The following is a 19,690-nucleotide window of genomic DNA, read 5'->3' as shown; positions in this document are numbered from 1 at the left end:
AACGTGCTCCATGGACCGCAACAAGCACGACGCCGTCTTTGTCCTGGTGGCGGCACTCGCCGCCTTCGCCATCTATAACCTTGCCTACGGCCTCAAGACCGGCGAAATCCGGGGCAGGCTCAGCTGGATTTCGTGTGTAGACGACCCGGCGCGTTTTTGGAGCAACGTTTTCGGCAATGTCGCCGCTGTCGTTGCCTTGTTGGGCTTTCTCTGGCTGCTGCACCTTCGCCGTCGCAAATGACGTTGCGCCCGGCAATAATACCGGGCGCCGTCCGCTGCGGCGTGACTTACAGCGCCCTTGTGATGCCGCCGTCGACGCGGATGTTCTGCCCGGTGATGTAGGCGGCCCCATCGGAAGCCAGGAACGAGATCGTCGCGGCGATCTCTTCCGACGTGCCGTAGCGCTTCATCGGCACGCTGTCGCGACGCTCATTGGTCGTCGGCAGGCTGTCGATCCAGCCGGGCAGCACATTGTTCATGCGGATGTTGTCGGCGGCATAGGTGTCGGCGAAGATCTTGGTGTAGACGGCAAGCCCGGCGCGCGCCACGGCCGAGGTCGGAAACATCGCGCTCGGTTCGAATGTCCAGGCGGTCGAGATGTTGATGATGACGCCTGACTTCTGCTTCTGCATCACCGGCGTCACCAGCCGGGTCGGGCGCACGGCGTTGAGGAAATAAGTGTCGATGCCCTTGTGCCAGTCCTCGTCGCTGATCTCGATGATCTCCGCGCGCGGCCCGTGGCCGGCGCTGTTGACCAGCACGTCGATGCGGCCCCAGCGTTCCAGCGCGCCGTCGGCAAGGCGCTTCAGGTCTTCGTTCGACTGGTTGGAGCCGGTGACGCCGAAGCCGCCGAGTTCCTTGCCCAGCGCCTCGCCCTTGCCGGAGGAGGAGAGCACGCCGACCTTGAAACCGTCCGCCGCCAGCCGCTTGGCCGCGGCAGCCCCCATGCCGCTGCCCCCCGCCGTCACCAGAGCTACTTTTTCTACTGCCATGTCGCTGTCCATCCCGGGTGTTAGGTTGAAAGCGATCCTGTTAGCATGCGGAGCGCGGGGGATGAACCGGATTGGATTGCGCCAAGGCGTCCGCGATTGGCGGTTCGCGCGCTGGCTCACACCCCAAAGGCGCTCATCGCCATCTTCGACGGCCACGCGCCGGCCGATGCGAGATTATCCGAAGCGGTTGGCCGCAACGCCGCGCACGCCGGGCTTGAGCGCGAACAGGCCGCCCTCCGAGGGATTGGCGACAAGATGCTCCGCGCTCATCGTGAAGCGCGCTGAGGTCACGAACAGCGTGTCGAGACCCGCGCCGCCGAAGGCGCAGCTCGTCGGCCAGCTGCAGGGCAGTTCGACGATCCGGTCCAGCCTGCCGTCGGGCGCGATGCGGGCGAGGCAGCTCCCGCCCACCACCCGGCAGTTCCATACATAACCCTCGGCATCGAGACAGGAGCCGTCCGGCAGGCCGCGCTCGAAACCGGTGAAGAAGGGCAGGGGTTCGCCGAGCCGGCCGGCCTTCTCATCCCACTCATAGCTGTAGAGCGCGTTCTTCGTCGTGTCGGCGGTGACGAAGCGGCCGTCCGGCAGCCACGCCATGGTGTTGGTGATGCCGAAGCGGTCCTCGCTGAGCGACGCCGCCTTGCCGTTGGAACCGACCCGGTAGAGCCGGCCCTCGTCGCTTGCGATGGCCAAGGGCGCGTCGTCAGGTCCGATATTGTTGGCCATCGTGCCGACCCAGAACGAGCCGTCCGGCGCCACCACGCCTTCGTTCAGCCTTGTGCCCGGCCGGTCGGCCTCGATCGTCGCGAGCGTCCGGAACGGCCCGCCGAAATCCCACAGCGCAATCGCCTTGCGCAACCCGACGACGGCGCCGCCATCGGCGCGCAGGCCGACCGAGGTGACGAGGTCGTCCGTCGGCCAGTTCTCATGCGCTCCGGTCGACGGGTTCAGCCGATGGATCCGGCGGCCGATGATATCGACCCAGACCAGCCTGCCGCAGCGGTCATCCCACACCAGGCTCTCGCCGACCACGTCGCGCGCGTCGAAGATCAGGCCGGCTTCCGTTTCGTGCATGAGGCTTCTCCAGGGGCAGGGTTCCAGAAATCGGCTTGACATATAGCTTTTGCATGAAATATGAGCAATTGAATAACAACCTGTCATACAGGTTTTGAGGGAGCGGCATGCAGGAGCAGACAGATCCACCGGGCGAACCGAATCCCGGACTGGTCAGCACGGCGATCCAGGCGATCTCCCAGCACATCCGCTCGCAAGGCCTGGCGCCGGGCGATCCGCTGCCCAGCGAAGCCGCCATGACGCGCCAGCTCAACGTCTCCCGCACCGTCGTGCGCGAGGCCTTCCGCTCGCTGTCGGCGATGCGCCTGATCGACATGAGCGCCGGGCGCCGCGCCACCGTCGCCAAGCTCGATACCGGCGCCATGTCGATGGTCATCGAGCACGGCATCACCACCCAGCAGATAAGCGTCCAGCAGGTCTATGACGTCAGGCGCACCATCGAGATGCGCACGGTTGCGCTTGCCGCACTGCGCCGTACCGACCAGGAGGCCGAGGCGATCGCCCGGTCGGCCCGGCTGATGCGCGAGAATTTCACGAACCCGGAGGCCGTCATGGAACATGACATCGCCTTCCACGAGGCGATCGCGGCGGCCTCGCACAACCCGGTCTTTTCGCTGATCGTCACCGCCTTCAGCGGTGTCACGCGCCGCACCTGGGTGATCGGCTGGCGGACCCGCTCGTCCGGCGAGGCCCAGCTCAAGATGATCAAGGGCCATGAGGACATCGCCGACGCCATCCTCAAGGGCGATCCACGGCTGGCGGCCGAGCACATGGCCGAGCATTTCGACAAGAGCGTCAAGGCGCTGCTCGACGCGGGGATTGCCTGATGAAGATCCGCGCCATCGAAACCGTCCGCATCGAGGAGCGGCCCAATTTGCTCTGGGTCGAGGTTCATACCGACGAGGGCATCATCGGGCTCGGCGAGACCTTCTTCCTGTCGCGCACCGTCGAGGAATATCTGCACGAATATGTTGCGCCGCGGGTGATTGGCCGCGACCCGCTGCAGATCGACCTCCTGGCCGCCGACCTCGTCGGCTATCTCGGCTTCCGCTCCAGCGGCGCCGAAGTGCGCGGCAACTCGGCCTTCGACATCGCGCTGTGGGATATTTTCGGCAAAGCCACCGGCCAGCCGGTCGCGCAACTGCTCGGCGGCTTCAGCCGCCGTTCGATCCGCACCTACAACACCTGCGCCGGCACCGAATACATCAAGGACGCCAAGGGCCAGACGACGGCCAATTACGGCATCGGCGCCGGGCGCGACTATGACGACCTCAACGCCTTCCTCACCCGCGCCGGCGACCTGGCCGGGGAACTGCTGGAGGACGGCATCACCGCCATGAAGATATGGCCGTTCGACCACGCCGCGGAAAAGACGCGTGGCAACGACATTTCCGCCGCCGACCTGAAGGCGGCACTGGAACCGTTTGAAAAGATTCGCAAAGCCGTCGGCGACAAGATGGACATCATGGTCGAGTTCCACTCCATGTGGCAGCTCCTGCCGGCCATCAGGATCGCGGAAGCGCTGAAACCCTACGCCACCTACTGGCACGAGGATCCGATCCGCATGGACAGCCTCGGCGACCTCAGGCGCTACGCCGCGGCAAGCCCGGCGCCGATCTCGGCCTCGGAGACGCTGGGCAGCCGCTGGGCTTTTCGCGACCTGTTGGAGACGGGAGCGGCCGGCATCGTCATGCTCGACATCTCCTGGTGCGGCGGCCTGTCGGAAGCGCGCAAGATCGCCTCGATGGCCGAGGCTTGGCGGCTGCCGGTGGCGCCGCATGACTGCACCGGTCCAGTCGTGCTCGCCGCCTCGACGCATCTTTCGCTCAACGCGCCCAATGCGCTCGTCCAGGAAAGCGTGCGCGCTTTCTACCGCACCTGGTACCGTGATCTGGTCACCGCGCTGCCGGAAGTGAAGGACGGCATGATCACCGTGCCGCCCGGGCCGGGGCTGGGGCTGGCGCTCAGTCCGGACCTCGGCCGCGCCTACACCGTCCATCGCCGCGTCAGCGACGGGGCAAGCATTTGAAAAATCCAAAGGGAGGAACAGACATGAAGAAACTCACCGCAATGCTATTGCTCGGCGTCGCCCTGATCGGTGGCCAAACCGTGGCCCGTGCCGACGGGCTCAACATCGTCTTCACCCATCATTCGTCGGCCTCGAACACGTTCTGGCAGGCGGTGAAGAAAGGCTTCGACGATGCCTGCGCCAAGGTCGAGGCGAACTGCAACATGGTCTTCACCCAGACCGAGGGCTCGGTTGAGCAGCAGGTCGCGAACATGCGCGCCGCGCTTGCCGCCAAGCCCGACGCGCTTTTGACCTCCATCGTCGACGACCACGCCTTGGACGACGTCATCAAGGAGGCGCGCGACGCGGGCGTGCTGGTGATCGCCGTCAATGTCGACGACACCGAGGGCGCCAAGGGCAACGCCCGGCAGGCCTTCGTCGGCCAGGGTTTCAAGCCGGCCGGCTATTCGCTCGCCAAGGCGATTTCCGAGAGCTTCCCGAAGGACGGCCCGATCAAGGTGCTGGTCGGCATTTCGGCGCCCGGCCAGAACTGGTCGGAAAGCCGCGGCGCCGGCATCATGCAGTTCCTCGATGAGTACAAGGCCGCGCATAAAGACCGTGACGTGTCGTGGGAGCGCATTGACAGCGGCACCGATCTCGCCATCACCTCCGACCGCGTCGGCGCCTATCTGAACGCCCATCCCGACACCACGGCCTATTTCGACACCGGCTTCTGGTGCGCCGGCGTGGCGCGCGTGCTGGCCGATCGCGGCGTGGCGCCCGGCAAGGTGCTGCTCGGCGGCTTCGACCTCGTTCCGGAAGTGCTGCAGCAGATGCAGAAGGGCTATGTCCAGGCGCTGGTCGACCAGCAGCCCTACATGCAGGGCTTCATGCCGGTGATGGAGGCCTATCTGAACAAGAAGATAGGCCTTGCTCCGTCGGATATCGACACCGGCCAGGGCATCGTGCGGCCGAAGGAAGCCGACAGCATCATGGCGCTGTCCGCCCAGGGACTGAGATAAGCTCTCCAACAGCGAGACCCGCATCGGCGGCGCCAGCCGTCGCCGATGCGTCTTAATCCCGAACCCCGGAGCCTTTCGTTGAAGCGCCTGTTCAAGACCTATCTCGAAAAACCGGAGCTGGCCGGGCTGATCCTTCTGGTGCTGCTCATCGTCCTGTTCCAGGTGCGCTCGCACGGCGTGTTCCTGAACGCCGACAATCTGCGCGGCATCCTCGGCATCCTGCCGGAGGCCGGCCTCGTCGCCATCGGCGTCACCATCCTGATGATCAGCGGCGAGTTCGACCTCTCGGTCGGGTCGGTGTTCGCGCTGATGCCGATGTCGATGGCGGTGCTGATGGTGCATGGCTGGCCGTTCCCGCTGGCGCTGCTCGCCGGACTGGCGGTCGCGGCGGCGATCGGCTTCATCAACGGCTACATCGCCATCCGCTTCGCCATCCCCAGCTTCATCACCACGCTCGGCATGCTGTTCATGGCGCGCTCGCTGACAGTCGTGGTCTCGGGCGGTTTCCCGCCGCTCTTACCCGCCGACCTGCCCAACTGGCTGTTCACCTCCTTCGTCGGGCCGGGCAACATGTTCCGCATGTCCTTCCTGTGGTTCGTTGCGGTCGCGGTGCTGACCTCGCTGATGCTGTCGCGCACCAATTTCGGCAACTGGATCAAGGCCACCGGCGGCTTCCTGCCGGCCGCCGCCTCGATGGGCATCCCGACCGCCAGGGTCAAGATCGTCTGCTTCATGCTGTGCTCGGTGCTTTCCGGCTTCGCCGGCATGCTGCAGGTGCTGCGGCTGGGCTCGCCGTTGCCCTCGATCGGCGAGGGGATGGAGCTGCAGGCGGTTGCCGCCGCGGTCATCGGCGGCGCCTCGCTCACCGGCGGCATCGGCACCGTGATGGGCGGCATCATCGGCACGACGCTGATCCGCGTCATCGACAACGGGCTTGTGCTCAGCCACGTCGACGCCAACTGGTTCAAGTTCGCCATCGGCTTCCTCACCATCTTCGCCGTCGTCGCCAATGCCTGGATGCGAAAACGCGCCAAGGCGATCAAGATGGAGGGCTGAGCCGTGGGCGACGCGATCATCTCGGTGCGCGACCTGCACAAATGGTATTCCGGCGTGCATGCGCTGAAGGGCGTCTCGCTCGACTTCAAGCGCGGCGAGGCGCTCGGCCTTGTCGGCGACAACGGCGCCGGCAAGTCCACGCTGATCAACATCCTGTCCGGCGTCCACCGCGCCGACCAGGGCGAAATCCAGGTCGAGGGCAGGGCGGTCAGCATCGCCACGCCGCGCGACGCCATGGATCTCGGCATCGAGACCATCTACCAGTACAACTCCATGGTCCCCACCATGTCGATCGCCAGGAACCTGTTCATCGGCCGCGAGCCGACCCGCTTCTCGATCCTCGGCGTCGGCATCCTCGACCAGAAGAAGATGGCAGAGGAAAGCATCCGCGCCATCGCCAATGTCGATCTGCATTTGCGCTCGCCGGAGGCGCTGGTCGGTGAGCTCTCCGGCGGCCAGCGCCAGGGCGTCGCCATCGCGCGCGCCATGCATTTCAAGTCGAAGGTGATGATCCTCGACGAGCCGACCAACCATCTCTCGGTCAAGGAGACAAACAAGGTGATCGGCTTCGTGCGCGGCCTGAAGGAGCAGGGGGTGACGGGCGTCTTCATCAGCCACAACATGCATCACGTCTTCGACTGCTGCGACCGCATCGTGGCTATGGCGCGCGGCGAGGTGGTGCTGGACAAGCGTATCGAGGATACCTCGATCGACGAAGTCCATTCCGTGCTGTGAGGAATAGGCGATGAAGGCGCTCGTTGGTCGTAAGGTGCTTCTGACGGGCGGGCTGGGCTCGCTCGGCCGGGCCCAGGCGGTGGCACTGGCGCGAGCCGGCGCGCGCGTGCTGTTGCTCGACCGCCCTGATGCCACGGGCGCGGCGGAGATAGTCGCCGGGTTGGCCGGCGAGGCCGCAGGCGACATTGCCTTCATAGGCTGCGATCTCAACCGGCTGGCCGAGGCGGAAGCGGCGGTTGCCGCGCTTGCGGCGAAGGAAGGCGGCATCGACATCCTGATCAACAACGCGGCGCTGATCATCAACCGGCCGTTCGAGGAATTCTCGCTCGCCGAGTATGAGGACCAGATCCGCGTCAACTCTTCGGCCGCCTTCGCGCTGGCGCGGGCCTGCGCTCCAGGCATGAAGGCCAAGGGTCACGGCAAGATCGTCAACTTCTGCTCGATCACGCTCAACGGCCGCTGGGACGGCTACGTGCCCCTATGTCGCGTCGAAAGGCGCCATGCTCGGCCTCACCAAATCGCTGGCGCGCGAGCTTGGGCCGCATGGCATCAGGGTGAACGCCGTATCGCCGGGCGCGGTGGTCTCGGAGGCGGAAGAGCGCGTCTTCGGCGATCGGCTGAAGGAATACAATGACTGGATTCTCGCGAACCAGAGCCTGAAGAAGCGCATCGAGCCGGGCAACGTCGCCGATCTCGTGCTGTTCCTCGTCTCGCCTGCCTCCGACATGATCAGCGGCCAGAACATCGCCGTCGACGGCGGCTGGTGAGGGCTGGCATGGTTGAGCTTCGCGATGGCCGCGCGCGGCTCGTGCTCGCGCCCGACAAGGGTGGCGCGATCGCCCGTTATGATGCGCTTGTCGGCAGTGCGCGGGTTCCGCTTTTGCGGGCAGGGGACGGCGCCGGCGCGTCCGGTTGCCAACTCCTCGTGCCGTGGTCGAACCGCATCTCCGGCGGCGGCTTCACCTTCGACGGCCGCTTCCATGCCATCGGGCCGAATGTGCCCGGCGAAGCCTTTCCGATCCACGGCGACGGTTTCCAGAAGCCCTGGCGGCTTGCCCGCCATATCGACACCGAGGCCGAGCTGATGCTCGATGACGGCGCGATCGGTCCTTACCGCTACGCGGCCTCCGTTGTGTACTCGCTACACGACGGCGCTCTCGAGGCCCACCTTACGGTGGAGAACAGTGCCGGCATGCGCTTGCCCTATGGCCTCGGTTTCCATCCCTGGTTTCCACGCGGCGCCAGGACCACGCTGAAGGCGAAGGCAGGGCGGGTTTGGCTGGAGGATGAGCGCCATTTGCCAACGGGCGTCGCGCCGCTTGCTGAGCATCCGTGGTGGGATTTCTCGCGGCTCTCGCTTTTGCCGGCGGGTTGGGTAAACAACGCCTTTGTCGGCTGGGATCGTCGCGCTACCATCGTCCAGCCGGCGCAGGGGATTGTGCTTGAGCTGGCAGCCTCGCCCGAACTGGGCGTGTTCATCCTCTATTCCCCGTCGCATGATGCCGGCTTCTTCTGCTTCGAGCCGGTGTCGCACCCGGTCGATGCGCATCATGGCCAGGGGCTGACGGTGCTCGATGATGGGGCGACGATGAGTGTGACGATGCGGATGGATTGGGTGGAGGTGGGCGCAGGCCCCTTTACAACTCCTTCTCCGCCAGTTCCCTGAACCCGTCCGGCACCGAGCGCGCGCCTTCCAGCGCCACCGTCCCGTAGCCGACGGCCTCCTTGCCGAAGCGCTGCCGGATCTTGTCGATGGCGCGGTCTGCGCCGAAGCGCGCGAGACCTTTTCGGCTGCCGGGCCTGAGCTTCTCGTCCGCCAGGCCGAGCGGCAATTCGAGCTGCAGCTCGGCATGCTCCTCCAGATGCGAGACAGAGATGGCGAGCAGCGAGATGTCGCGCTCGCCCGGATGGGCGGCCAGCACGCCGCGCACCAGCTCTTCGGCGATCTCGGCCAGCATCGCGGTCGCCTGGATCGGCTGCTCGAGCGTAATCGAGCGGCTCACCGCGCGCATGTCGGCGAAGCGCACGCGCACCGTGACCGCGCGCCCGGGCCGGTCCTTGGCGCGCAAGCGGCTGGCGACACGGTCGGCCAGATGGAGCAGCGTCGGCACGAAGACGCGCGGCAGCGCCGGCTTCCTGCCCAGCGCCGATTGCGCGCCGGCCGAATGCGCGCGCCGATGCGTCTCGAGCTTGCGCGGGTCGCGGTTCCAGGCAAGCGCGGCAAGCTTCTGGCCGGCGGCATGGCCGATCAGCCGCTCCAGCGCCCCGCTATGCGTGCGCGCTAATTGCCCGATCGTCTCGACGCCGATTTCCGCGAGCCTGGCCTTGGTCGCGGGGCCGACGCCCCACATCAGCGTGACGGGCAAATCGTGCAGGAAGGCGAGCTCGGTGCCGGGCTCGACCACCACCAATCCGTCTGGCTTGGCGACCTGCGAGGCGATCTTGGCGAGATGTTTTGTCCGCGCCACGCCGATCGAGATCGGCAGGCCGAGCTCGATCTTCACCCGCGCGCGGATTTTTCGCGCGATCTCTTGCGGAGGGCCAAACAGATGCGTGCAGCCGGCGACATCGGCAAAGGCCTCGTCGATCGAGATGCGTTCGACCACCGGCGTGAAATCGTCGAGCACCTTGATCGCCGCATCGCCGAGACGCTGGTACTCGGAAAAATGGCCGCCGACGAAAATGAGCCGCGGGCAGAGCTCGCGCGCCTTGCGGCCGGACATGCCGCCGCGCACGCCGAAGACCTTGGCCTCATAGGAAGCCGCCAGCACCACGCCGCCGCCGACGGCGATCGGCTTGCCGCGCAATGACGGATCGAGCAATTGCTCGACGGAGGCGTAGAAGGCATCGAGATCGGCATGCAGGATGGTGGCGGCAGCGGCGTCCTTAGCGAGCATCCTGCGCTCCCGTCTGCAGCGCCCGCTTTGCCGCGGTGCAGTATTAGATTTCTCTGTTGGAAAAGGCTGATTTAGGGAACATAAAGAGAACAAAAGCAGTCTAGTGTCAAGGCCCCTATGAGCCTGCTTTCTGTGTCTTCATACAAATGAATGAGCCTGCCTCATTCATTCGAATGAGGCGGCGATCGCACCTGCGAACGGGATCAAGGTGACGTCGCCTTGATCCCGCAGCTTGGCTGGTGCAGCTTCATAGCCGCCCATCGGCTGGATCCGGCCTATGCTGGTTTGGCGTATTGCTCGGCGCTCAGCACCTCGATGCACTGGAAGGGCTGATTGCCTTCCACCCAGGCGTCATGGCCCGGCGGGATGGTATAGGACGTGCCGGCCTCGAAGGTCTTTTGCGTGCCATCGGTCATGCGCACGGTGATCGATCCGGACACGACGTAGCCGACATGCGAGACCTGGCAGCTGTCGGTCTTGACCACCGGCTTGACGCATTCGGACCATTTCCAGCCCGGCTGCATGTTCATTCGCGCCAGGGAATAGCCCGGCAGCCGGACGATTTCGACGCGCGTCTTGGCGGGCGCGCGGACCTCGTCGGGAGTGTTGTGCGATTTGGATTCGAGTTTTGTAACCTGCATTGCAGCTTCGGCCATGGTATCCCTCCATGCGTGAAGCGGCGCCTGACGTTGCGATCGTCGGCGACCGCGACGTTATTTATAAGCCTTATTATGAGTTATTGCTAATGTAATCGGAGCGAGCTCGGCCGGGCGCTTGGCGCGTCGTCGTGGAAGACGGATATGCCAAGCCCTCGGGCGACGGTCCGGGGCCATGCTCCGACCGAAGTCTCACCCGCCGAACGCAGAGGCCCGAGGTGCCGATTTCCGGGAAACAACAACGGCCCCATTTCATTGGCTAGCAAGCCGCCGGACAAAGTCCCTTCATCGGCGGTTGACGATGGGTGCCCGCCATTCCTGCGATATGGCGGGCATTCCTTTCGCCCTGGAAACTCTCTTGGAGTTGCTGGCCGTGCAACCCGGCAACGTGATCGCGAACCTGTTTGCCGCGCTGCTTTTGGCGGGATTGATCGGCGGCGTCTTCCTCCTCTTCGGAAGGCCGCTCTGGCCACAACGCCATGCCCAGATGGTGGTCCTTCTTCCGATCGACACGATGGCCACCAGATCGGTGCGCAAGGCCTGTGCCGAGCCATGCCTGCCTGCTCGCTTCGATCTCAAGCTTGCGCCAGTCAGGCCATCCGCCGAACGCAGGCGAGGGAACCAGTCCGCGCCTCGTACCGTTGATTGAGCGAAGGGATGGCGCAGGCGGAGGCCGCCATGCATAATTTCGAACTCATCGATCTTTTGTGCGTCATCGACGCATGTGCGAGCGACCTGTCTGCCGGGCGCCTGGTGCCGATGTCGAAGGCCGTCGAGGAATTTCGCGTCCTGACCGGCGATTTCGTCTCGTCGGATGCGGATGCGGCCAACGCCTTGACGCAGGTCGCGCTCGAGCGCGGCTGCGCGGTGCTCTTCGACGAGCAGGCGGGCGCGGATATCATAGGCGAGTTGTGATCTTCCCTAGAAGCAATTCCAGGAAAGGCGCGAGCGGTTTTCCGTCCGGAATTGCGTTCAAAGGGATGACGAGATTGGCGTTCATTTCGCCAGGGTGATCATCCGTCCCGCATACATAGCGCGGTTCCCAAGCTCGGCCGTGCAATCCGATTTAACGGCGGAGCTCCCCGTCATTGCGACAGTGTCGCCGACCAGCCGCAGGCAACTGCCCTCGGCGTTCATGTCCGAATTTCCGGCATAGGTGATGGCAGCGTCCGGGGCGTAGATGAAACCGCTCACCACCGAGCCGGATCCGCCGTTCAGCGTCAGCGCCTGGGTGTTGCCGCGCGCCTGGTAGATTGTGATGCCGGCGTAGGGGCCGCTGGCCGGCGGCGACAGGTTCACCTGCTCGTTGGCGTTGATGATGAGCTGCGAGTTCTCCATCAGGAAGATCGTCACGCCCTGGCCGCTCAGGCTGCCGTTGCCGCCTGGCTTTATGGTGACGTTGCGCATGATGTAGGTGCCCGGATTGAGGGTAATATTTCCCGACAGCGTCTTGTCGCAGTAGGTACCCGGCGAAAGCGTTATCGTCTTGCCGTTCGGCACGGGCAGGCAGAGCGTGTAGGGAGGCGGAACGACGTCGGCCAGCGGATCGAACGAGGCATACTGGTTTTCCTGCGGCGCGCCGCAGGAAAGGGTGGCGCTGGGCGGCGTCAACCCTTGCGTGCCGCCGACCGTCGAGACGCAGCCAGCGCTGACGATCGCCGAGCCACCCCGGCTGACGGCGTCGGCGGCATCCGAATTGGCCGCTATCACGCAACCGCTCATCGCTACATTGGTGGAGCCCTGCAGGCTGACCGCGCCGTCGGCATTCTGATCGAGCGCGAGCACACAGGCCTGCGCGCCGGGCTTGATCTTGACCGAGGCGGAGCGCGTCGCCGGCCAGGCCGGCATGCCGGGGACGAAGGCCGGTCGGCTGATGCTCGACGACACCGAAATGAAGTAGGCTCTCGGATCGCCGCTGGCCCCGGCCTGGAAGGCGGCGACGCTGCCCGCATATTCCTGCGCGTCGGCGGTGCTCATATTGGCCGCGAAGAAGGTCTGGCCGAGTTGCTGCACGTCGCTCGCCGACATGCTCGCCTGGTATTTCGTACCGATTGCAAGGTCGGCCGCGTCAAGCGAATTCTGCAACTGCGCGGCGTCGTCGCTGGTGCCGATCAAGTTGATGGACCCTACCAGGGCAAGCATCAGCGGCACCATGGCCACCGCGGTCGCGACCGCGAAGTTGCCGCGCCTCGAAGCCCAGAAACGTGCAAACATGGAAGTCCGCCCTCGTCGTATATTCGAGAGTGATAGGCACGCTGTCTCTACGGGCGATTTCCAAAAAAGATAAAATGCAGAAAGTGTTAAATTATATGGTTTTACTAATGGTTACACCTTAAGTCCGAGAGTTTTCTGGGCCTTAAGTCTTAGTGTGCACGGCGCAAGGCGGGGGTGGCGGCCCGATGCAGTCCTAACAGCGCAAGTCGAGCGAAATAATTAGGCATTCGTTCATATGACAATGATGACGTAACGGCTGGGATAGCTTGGGTGCGCTCGGCCATGGCCTTTTCAGGTCGGTTCATCAGAAATCTTTTTTCTGGACTAGTCTCTCGACGCTTTTGCGAAGGCAAGGGCGGCAATGTCGCGACCATCTTCGCGCTGACCCTGCCGGTCGTCATCGGCGGCGCCGGGCTCGGCGTCGAGACCTCCTATTGGTACTATTCGAGCCTGAAGCTGCAGGCGATCGCCGACGCGGCCGCCTATGCCGGCGCGTTGGAAAAGATCGCGGGGTCCGACACCGCCACCATCACCGCCGCCGCCACGACATCGGCCGCCTCGAACGGGCTGGGCGGCGGCACCATCGTCGTCAACACCCCGCCGGCGTCCGGGCCGAACACGGCCAAGAAGGCGGTCGAGGTGATCCTCAACCAGAACCTCGACCGCATGTTCACCTCCATCTTCACGCAGACCAAGGTGCCGGAGCAGGCGAGGGCGGTGGCACTGATCACCGATGCCTCCAAAGCTTGCGACATAGCTCTCAGTCTCACGGCTTCGCAGGCGTTGCTCTTCTCCGGCAACACCAACGCGAAGAAAATCGGCTGCGTTGACATGGCGAATTCGAACGCCTCCGACGCAATCAAGATCCAGGGCTCGGCGGCTGTCCAGACCGACTGTCTGATCACCGTCGGCGGCATGGTGCTGAACAATCCGCCAACGATGGTTTGCAAGTCTCCGATCACCCAAGCCCTGCCAGCGGCCGACCCGTTCGCCAGCTTGCCGGCTCCCGCGACCTCAAACCCATGCCAGAAGATCAACGGCAACAAGACGACGCAAACGATCCAGCCCGGGACCTACTGCAGCGGCATGAACCTCAACGGCAATATCACGCTTTCCCCCGGTGTCTACGTCGTCCAGGGCGACTTGAAGATCAATGCGGGTGCCGTCATCCAAGGCAGCGACGTCACGATCTTCATGGCCGGCAGCAACACCGTCAGCATGAACGGCAACGCCACCGTGACGCTGGCCGCCCCGACCACGGGCACCTATTCCGGCGTGCTGTTCTACGGCGACCGGACAGGGACGGCGGCGCAAAGCACTTTCAACGGCAACGCGACTTCGCTTTTGACCGGCGCAATCTATTTTCCCAGGCAGCAGGTCAATTACCTTGGCAATTTCTCGGGTAAGAACGGCTGCACCCAGGTTGTTGCCGACACCATTCAGTGGTCGGGCAACTCGACCATCAACCAGGACTGCTCGAGCCTCGGGATGAAGGACATCCCGGCCACCCAGTCGGTTGCGGTGGTCGAGTAGCGGCCATGCGGCTACGGGCAATCCGCTTCGGCAGAGACCGCGCCGGCATCGCCGCGGTGGAGCTCGCGCTGGTGATGCCGGTGCTGTGCGCCGCTCTTCTGGGCGTCTTGGACGGCTGGTCCTACGTCACCAGCTCGCTGGCGATGCGGGCCGGGGTGAAGACGGCCGCCAACCTTGTCATGGCAGGCGGCACCGACGACAGCGCCACCCAGGCCGCGGCGCTGGCGAGCTGGGAACACAAACCGGACGATGCGGCGATCGCGGTGAGCCGTGCCTACAAATGCGGAACGACCGTGGTCACCTCGACCACCATCTGCAGCGGGCCGAAAGTGCCCTCGGTCTTCGTCCAGATCCAGGCGTCGGGCACCTGGAAGCCGCCTTTCATCTTCGGCGTCTTCCCGCGCGACACGTCGATCGGTCATCTGCAGGTGGTCCGTGTCCGCTAAGCAAAGGCGTCAAGCATTTGTCGGCGACATCTCGGGTGGCGCCGGTCTCGAGTTCGCGCTGGTTGCGCCCTTCCTCATCATGCTGCTGTTCGGCATCTTCGCCTTTGGCTGGTCGATGAACAACATCTCCAGCGTACGCTATGCGCTTGAAGCCTCCGCGCGCTCCCTGCAGCTCAACAACACGCTGACGCAGGCCGACATACAGGCGGTCGCGACGCAGAAACTGCAGGCGCTGGGCCTGCAGAACGTGAACGTCACCATCACCACCGACCCGGCGAGCGGCGGCTTCCGCATGGCGCACGTCAACGCCAGCTACGCCTTCGTCATCAGCTTTCCTTATTTCAGCGATTATCCGATCAGCTATACCACCTCGGTGACCGTGCCGCTGGTCGGCGGCTAGAAGGTCGATCGCCGCCCGGTATCAAGCTAGAACATTAGCGATCTCTAAATCTCGTAAGTTTCGCGCCAGCCCGGAGTGCTAAACTAGAAATTTGCCTGTCATCCATATCGGAAGCGCAGCCATGACCTCTGTTGTTGGAAGCCAGCACGGCACCGGCTTGGTGCATCATCCGAGCAAACCTCCTGCGTCGTCGGAAGCCTTCCCGGCAAGAGTGGCGAAAGCGTTGGCCACCTTGCAAAGGCCTCGGTTTGCGAGACGGATGACAGCGAGCCGAATGCGCAAGGAAAAGCCGCGTCCCGCATAGCTCGGATGGATCTGACGGTCCTTTCCCCGACCGGTTCAGGTGAACGCCAGGAGCCGGGCGCCGCGGTACCCACGGATCAGGATGCAGGCGACACGCAAGCCTCGGATCCTTCGCTTTAGGCGCGTCGCGCCGGGCGCATTTCTGGCCGACCGGGACTGGTTCTCGCGCCGGGCGGACGTTCCGGGTTTGCACGGTTTCGCCCGGGCGGGAATGTCCTTGGGACCATGGTCTGGCGAGACAAGGGCCCTCATTGTTCCAAACGGCCCAAGCGCGCTCGGCCCTTTGTATTTTCATTAAATTTCAATGGGTTAACACGCTATCTGATGGAGATCGCCGGGCCGCGGCGGCCATGCTCTCATTTCGCGACCGCAATTGCTTAAAGTTTATCCGACGCCGTTAGGAAATTCTCATAAGAGGCTGCCTAGCGGTTGGGCCATGACGACGATTCATCTGCGGAGAAGCAAAATGACATTGCGAAAGACACTTCTGGCATCTCTTGCCATTCTGGCGCTTGCCGCGGCCCCCGCGCTTGCCGACGCTGGCGGCAATGGCGGCGGCAACGGCCATGGCGGCGGTAATGGCGGCGGCAATGGCAATGGCGGCAATGGAAACGGCGGCGGCAATGCCGGTGGTAATGGCAACGGCAACAGCGGCGCCTCGCACGGCAAGTCGGCTTCGGCTCCGGGCCACAACAAGGGCACCGACAGCGCCTCGGACGACAGCGCGTCCGACGACAGCTCGACCGACAACACGACCACGGCCGCCACGTCGAAGGAGAAGAACCTTCACGCCAAGCTCGGCCGGTTGAACTCGCTGAAGCGCAATCTGAGCGCCTACGAGCATTCCAAGAGCAAGAAATTCGCCGGCGTCCAAGCTTACGTGACGCAGGCCGCGGCGGCCAAGAACGCGCAGGCCAAGCTCGACGCCGCGAACGCCCAATTGACCACCGACCAGAGCAAGCTCGCCGACCTCACTCAGCAACTCGCCGATCTCAACGCGACCGACACGACCGGCTTCACGACCGAACAGCAGGCCGCTCTCGATGCGCAGGTTGCCGAGGTTCAGGGGCAGATTGACGCCCAGAACACGGCAATCACCGCCGACAATCAGGCGGTCACCGATGCCCAGGCCGCGGTTGACAACGCGCCGCCCCCCACTGACGCGTCCTTGGATGCGGCCCTTGCCGAGATGGCCAACAAGCCGGTCGACCCCGACGTCACCGCCTGGGCCAAGGACACGCTGGCGGGCAAGATCGACGCGCAAGCCGCTGCCACGGCGACGACAACACCGTAAGGCCGGGCGAACCGACCAGAGGGTGAACGAAAGGCCGCCGGGCCCGCCCGGCGGCTTTTTTGTCGGTATGTCGCCGGCCGCGCACTCGCGATTTCAGAAAGAAAATGGCTCGCCTCGGTCGAGACGAGCCAAAGCGGAGCACTGTTGGTGTCGGCTCCCGCTACAGGTTGCCACCTGATTTCACGAATGCTTGCTTTCTTGGACGATGAAAAGCATGGGCGCCGGCCCTGGCGGTGAGGATGTTCGGGTATCGCTGACGGCTTTCGCAAAATGTCGTGTTACGATACACTTATCGTCGGCATGACAGGCCGGCCACAACTTTTGATGTTCGAACGCCAGCCACGCGGGTATTGCTTCAAACAAGCTGTTGGCGGGGCGTCCTCGTAATCACCCCCGACGGGTCGGCACCGGCCCAATGCGTCGGCACGTCAGACCTCGGTCACCTTGTATTCGGCGAAATATAACGCCAATGTAACCCTGCACTCCTCGTCTTGCCCGTCATGGTGCATGGCTTAGACTCCGCCGCCCCGGCGAACCGAGCCCAGATATGGGGAGTTGAGAAGACGACAGTCGATTCCTCAGGGATGTAGCTGTTCCTTCATCGAGCCCGCCACTGGTTCAGGCGCCAGTCGGCGGGCTTTTGATGGTCGGCCTAACTCGCGTGATCGAGCAGGCGGGTGGCGTCGGGGCGATCCCGGCCCTGTTTGGTCCCGGCGTGATCGATGCCTTCCACGGTGATCGCGAATGTCCCGTTCTCGGTCCTGCCGATGAAGCCCTTCGCCTTGAGGTACCACAGGTGGAATTCCAGGTGCTCGCGAGGGCAGCCCGACAGGCGCTCGAGCTCGTCGTCGCCGATGCCCGGATTGTTGACGTCCCGCCGGCGCCTCACATAGAGGAGCGACAGCAGATTGGCCTGGATGACGGTATCCCTCTCCATGCCGCCGCCGTCGCGGGCTCCTTCCGTGAGTTCGTGACGAAGGCCAAGATGCTCCCGGTAAAGGATGTCGTACTGAGCCCGTTTGACTGGGTCCCGCAGCGTATTGTGGGCTTCCACGATCTCGCTGAAGCGCGCTTCGTTGCCTGTTTCCCGATTGTCGGGGTGGTAGCGCATGGCAAAGTAGCGGAAAATCCGCTCGATGGTCTCAGAATTGGCATTCGGGCTTATTTCCAGAAGTTCGTAGTAGTCAATGAACATGTAATCGTGCTTCCGAAATTACGGAAACCACCCCCGTCGCCAAGCATTGCTCAAATGCTGCGGACGTGCAAGGCGCATCGCCTTGCCGTGCTGCACCATCGGTTCTAGCAGAAGGATGGGACGCTGAAGCCCATGCTTTCACCCGCCGGCTGAAAAAGGGGCGACGTCCTGTCTGGTAGTGCCTTGGTTCCGATGGCCGATCGGCAAGGGCTTGCGCTGTTCAAGGTCGGAAAACCTTACCGTGTCAGTCCGCTATAGCGGTGGAATAAATTCCGGGTTCTGTTACGTTAGCGCCGTTTGAAATTCAGGTGGCAACCTGGATGGGGCCGACCTCAAGCCCGGCTCCTTTTTGGCTCGCCTCGAAAGAGGCGGGCCATTTTTTTGCAAAGCCGTCGACATCTCGCGGCTTTCGCCCGAAGCCCCACTGACTTAGGTACGCCATGGCTAATATGGCTTGCAGGATGTAGACTTCGCGGAGTCGGGTTTACAGAGGCATTGGGAGGACAACAAAATGCCACGGGTATCGGAGCTTTTCTTCAAGACGGCCATCGTCTTTCTTATTCTGGGCATCGCCGCCGGGCTGCAGATGGCGATTTCGGGCGATCACGGTGCCTTTCCGGCGCATGCCCACATCAACCTTCTTGGCTGGGTCACCAGCGCCATCTTCGGCGGCTACTATGCGCTCAACCCGGCCAAGGCCGAGCGCCGCATCGCAATGATCCATTACGGCCTCTATACGGTCGGCATCGTGATCATGCTGCCGGCGCTCTACTGGATGCTGGCGGCAGGCCATCCGGAGATCGAGCCGGTCGTGGCGATCGGCTCGCTGATCGTCGCCGCTGCGGTGCTGGTCTTTGGCTTCGTTGTCTTCTCGTCTTCGGAGACGGTCCGCTCGGCTTCGCCGGCCACGCGCGTTAACTCGGCGAACCACAGGATTGCAGCCGGCTCGGACCACGGTTCCGACGGCTGCAAGCCGGCCGTTTGCGTTGCGCCGCATTGACGTGGTGAAAGGCGGCCGGCCGGCGACAATACAAATTTGATGGCGCCTCGGAACTTTAGCACCGAGGCGTAGCCCGGTCCCTGCGTTCGAGCGGAGAATGCGGAGCGCCGGCTATTGTGGTGCGACGACCTCTCGAAAACGAAAAGACGGTCGGTCAGCAGCCCGGCCGCAAAGCGCCGCTCAAAGCGATTAAGGCAGCAGTTTCGGGAACAGCCACAAGATGAGAGCGTGGATGATGCCGTCGCGCTCGAACGGGCCGGGTATCTTGGCCGGTGCCGAGCTTGCGTCCGCCTTGCGTTCGTCGGTCACGCGGGTCTCGCCATGCACGAGCCAGAGCACGGCCACGAAATAGCCGGCCTGCAGAACCACTGCCGCCAGGAATGTCCAGCCGATCGCCATCCAGACAGATCCCGTGGAGGCGTAAGTCCAACCGAGGATCACCAGAAGCGTTGCCACCATTCCCACAAGAAACTGCGGAAAATACATCTGCCCATCCGAGCGCCGCGGCCACATTCGGTCGTCGACGATCTCGCCCATATCTCTACCCATCTCGACCCATGCACCTTTTCCTAGTGGACCGCAAGCTTGAACGATTTGCCGGCGGGCCCATCGCCCTTTCGTCCGATCCGATAGGGACTAGGGACGCAGGACTTCCGGTGTGACAACTGGGAATTGCGCCAAATCGTTCCCGAGGCTCAACATTCAACGCATGCCTAATGAACACGCGCAGGCGATTGCCCGTGTGTTCGGTTGTCTCTGCACGCAAAAAGGCCCGCCGCGTGGCGGGCCCCAGACTGCTGACTAACCCCGTCGATTTTCGGCGGGGTTTTGTTTTATGTGATTGAAGAGTTTTGAGAAGTTGGTG

The 19,690-nt window shown here is 63.8% G+C and carries 20 protein-coding genes and 2 pseudogenes; 15 read left to right on the top strand and 7 right to left on the bottom strand.

All coding sequences use genetic code 11. The features are described 5' to 3' along the window. Positions 1-10 precede the first annotated feature (10 nt). A complete protein-coding gene (locus FJ414_RS13455; RefSeq protein WP_140644867.1) occupies positions 11-241 on the top strand; it encodes a hypothetical protein in 231 nt (76 codons plus the stop codon). Between the two features lie 46 nt (positions 242-287). Here FJ414_RS13455 and FJ414_RS13450 read toward each other — a convergent pair whose 3' ends face one another. Both FJ414_RS13450 and FJ414_RS13445 read right to left on the bottom strand, forming a co-directional pair. Beyond that, entirely contained in the window at positions 288-992 is a 705-nt protein-coding gene (locus tag FJ414_RS13450; protein ID WP_140644866.1) for an SDR family oxidoreductase, read from the bottom strand. Positions 993-1,166: 174 nt separating this feature from the next. Next, on the bottom strand, positions 1,167-2,066 hold the full coding sequence (locus tag FJ414_RS13445; RefSeq protein ID WP_140644865.1) for an SMP-30/gluconolactonase/LRE family protein: 900 nt from the start codon (positions 2,064-2,066) through the stop codon (positions 1,167-1,169). A 107-nt stretch (positions 2,067-2,173) separates the two neighbouring features. Between FJ414_RS13445 and FJ414_RS13440 the strand changes: the two genes are divergently transcribed. From FJ414_RS13440 to FJ414_RS13410, 7 genes and pseudogenes are all read left to right on the top strand, one after another. Continuing rightward, positions 2,174-2,893, top strand: coding sequence for a FadR/GntR family transcriptional regulator (locus tag FJ414_RS13440; protein ID WP_140644864.1), 720 nt, complete (start codon positions 2,174-2,176; stop codon positions 2,891-2,893). Continuing rightward, entirely contained in the window at positions 2,893-4,095 is a 1,203-nt protein-coding gene (locus FJ414_RS13435) for a mandelate racemase/muconate lactonizing enzyme family protein (RefSeq protein ID WP_140644863.1), read from the top strand. The genes FJ414_RS13440 and FJ414_RS13435 overlap by 1 nt, the downstream gene beginning before the upstream one ends. Positions 4,096-4,118: 23 nt before the next feature. Beyond that, complete coding sequence (locus FJ414_RS13430; protein WP_140644862.1) at positions 4,119-5,096, top strand: sugar ABC transporter substrate-binding protein; 978 nt, start codon at positions 4,119-4,121, stop codon at positions 5,094-5,096. Between the two features lie 78 nt (positions 5,097-5,174). Beyond that, on the top strand, positions 5,175-6,152 hold the full coding sequence (locus tag FJ414_RS13425) for an ABC transporter permease (protein ID WP_140644861.1): 978 nt from the start codon (positions 5,175-5,177) through the stop codon (positions 6,150-6,152). Between the two features lie 3 nt (positions 6,153-6,155). After that, positions 6,156-6,887, top strand: coding sequence for an ATP-binding cassette domain-containing protein (locus FJ414_RS13420; protein WP_140644860.1), 732 nt, complete (start codon positions 6,156-6,158; stop codon positions 6,885-6,887). 10 nt (positions 6,888-6,897) lie between these two features. Beyond that, positions 6,898-7,654 (top strand): annotated as a pseudogene (locus FJ414_RS13415) (SDR family oxidoreductase). 8 nt (positions 7,655-7,662) lie between these two features. Continuing rightward, a complete protein-coding gene (locus tag FJ414_RS13410; protein ID WP_140644859.1) occupies positions 7,663-8,553 on the top strand; it encodes an aldose 1-epimerase in 891 nt (296 codons plus the stop codon). Here FJ414_RS13410 and dinB read toward each other — a convergent pair. Next, positions 8,525-9,784, bottom strand: a complete 1,260-nt coding sequence (gene dinB / locus FJ414_RS13405; RefSeq protein WP_140644858.1) for a DNA polymerase IV — start codon at positions 9,782-9,784, stop codon at positions 8,525-8,527. The genes FJ414_RS13410 and dinB overlap by 29 nt on opposite strands. Positions 9,785-10,059: 275 nt before the next feature. After that, positions 10,060-10,440, bottom strand: coding sequence for a cupin domain-containing protein (locus FJ414_RS13400; protein WP_140644857.1), 381 nt, complete (start codon positions 10,438-10,440; stop codon positions 10,060-10,062). A gap of 301 nt (positions 10,441-10,741) precedes the next feature. Here FJ414_RS13400 and FJ414_RS13395 point away from each other — a divergent pair, with 301 nt between their 5' ends. Both FJ414_RS13395 and FJ414_RS13390 read left to right on the top strand, forming a co-directional pair. After that, positions 10,742-11,089, top strand: coding sequence for a hypothetical protein (locus FJ414_RS13395; RefSeq protein WP_246672389.1), 348 nt, complete (start codon positions 10,742-10,744; stop codon positions 11,087-11,089). Between the two features lie 29 nt (positions 11,090-11,118). Next, positions 11,119-11,355 (top strand): hypothetical protein, encoded by a 237-nt coding sequence (locus FJ414_RS13390; RefSeq protein WP_140644856.1) that lies wholly within the window; start codon positions 11,119-11,121, stop codon positions 11,353-11,355. An 81-nt stretch (positions 11,356-11,436) separates the two neighbouring features. Here the strand turns inward: FJ414_RS13390 and FJ414_RS13385 are convergent, their stop codons facing one another. Then, positions 11,437-12,654, bottom strand: a complete 1,218-nt coding sequence (locus FJ414_RS13385; RefSeq protein WP_140644855.1) for a pilus assembly protein — start codon at positions 12,652-12,654, stop codon at positions 11,437-11,439. A 282-nt stretch (positions 12,655-12,936) separates the two neighbouring features. On the opposite strand from FJ414_RS13385, the gene FJ414_RS13380 reads away from it, so the two are divergent. From FJ414_RS13380 to FJ414_RS31445, 4 genes are all read left to right on the top strand, one after another. Continuing rightward, positions 12,937-14,187, top strand: coding sequence for a pilus assembly protein TadG-related protein (locus tag FJ414_RS13380; protein ID WP_140645010.1), 1,251 nt, complete (start codon positions 12,937-12,939; stop codon positions 14,185-14,187). 5 nt (positions 14,188-14,192) lie between these two features. Then, entirely contained in the window at positions 14,193-14,633 is a 441-nt protein-coding gene (locus FJ414_RS13375; RefSeq protein ID WP_140644854.1) for a TadE/TadG family type IV pilus assembly protein, read from the top strand. Then, complete coding sequence (locus tag FJ414_RS13370) at positions 14,623-15,033, top strand: TadE/TadG family type IV pilus assembly protein (RefSeq protein WP_140644853.1); 411 nt, start codon at positions 14,623-14,625, stop codon at positions 15,031-15,033. The genes FJ414_RS13375 and FJ414_RS13370 overlap by 11 nt, the downstream gene beginning before the upstream one ends. A gap of 769 nt (positions 15,034-15,802) precedes the next feature. Continuing rightward, positions 15,803-16,630: a hypothetical protein gene (locus FJ414_RS31445; protein ID WP_181181607.1), complete on the top strand. Its 828-nt coding sequence runs from the start codon at positions 15,803-15,805 to the stop codon at positions 16,628-16,630. A 652-nt stretch (positions 16,631-17,282) separates the two neighbouring features. Here the strand turns inward: FJ414_RS31445 and FJ414_RS13355 are convergent. Continuing rightward, positions 17,283-17,825: a J domain-containing protein gene (locus FJ414_RS13355; RefSeq protein ID WP_140644851.1), complete on the bottom strand. Its 543-nt coding sequence runs from the start codon at positions 17,823-17,825 to the stop codon at positions 17,283-17,285. A 511-nt stretch (positions 17,826-18,336) separates the two neighbouring features. On the opposite strand from FJ414_RS13355, the pseudogene FJ414_RS13350 reads away from it, so the two are divergent. Next, a pseudogene (locus FJ414_RS13350) lies at positions 18,337-18,738 on the top strand (hypothetical protein); the annotation flags it as partial. Positions 18,739-19,014: 276 nt separating this feature from the next. Here the strand turns inward: FJ414_RS13350 and FJ414_RS13345 are convergent. Next, positions 19,015-19,362 carry an exopolysaccharide production repressor protein gene (locus tag FJ414_RS13345; RefSeq protein WP_226891896.1) on the bottom strand — a complete coding sequence of 116 codons (348 nt, stop codon included), beginning with the start codon at positions 19,360-19,362 and terminating at the stop codon, positions 19,015-19,017. Positions 19,363-19,690 lie beyond the last annotated feature (328 nt).

It is taken from the genome of Mesorhizobium sp. B3-1-6, assembly GCF_006439555.1.
Classification (GTDB): domain Bacteria; phylum Pseudomonadota; class Alphaproteobacteria; order Rhizobiales; family Rhizobiaceae; genus Mesorhizobium.
Note: the sequence above shows the minus strand (reverse complement) of the source record. Positions and strands in the feature narration are given on the sequence as shown.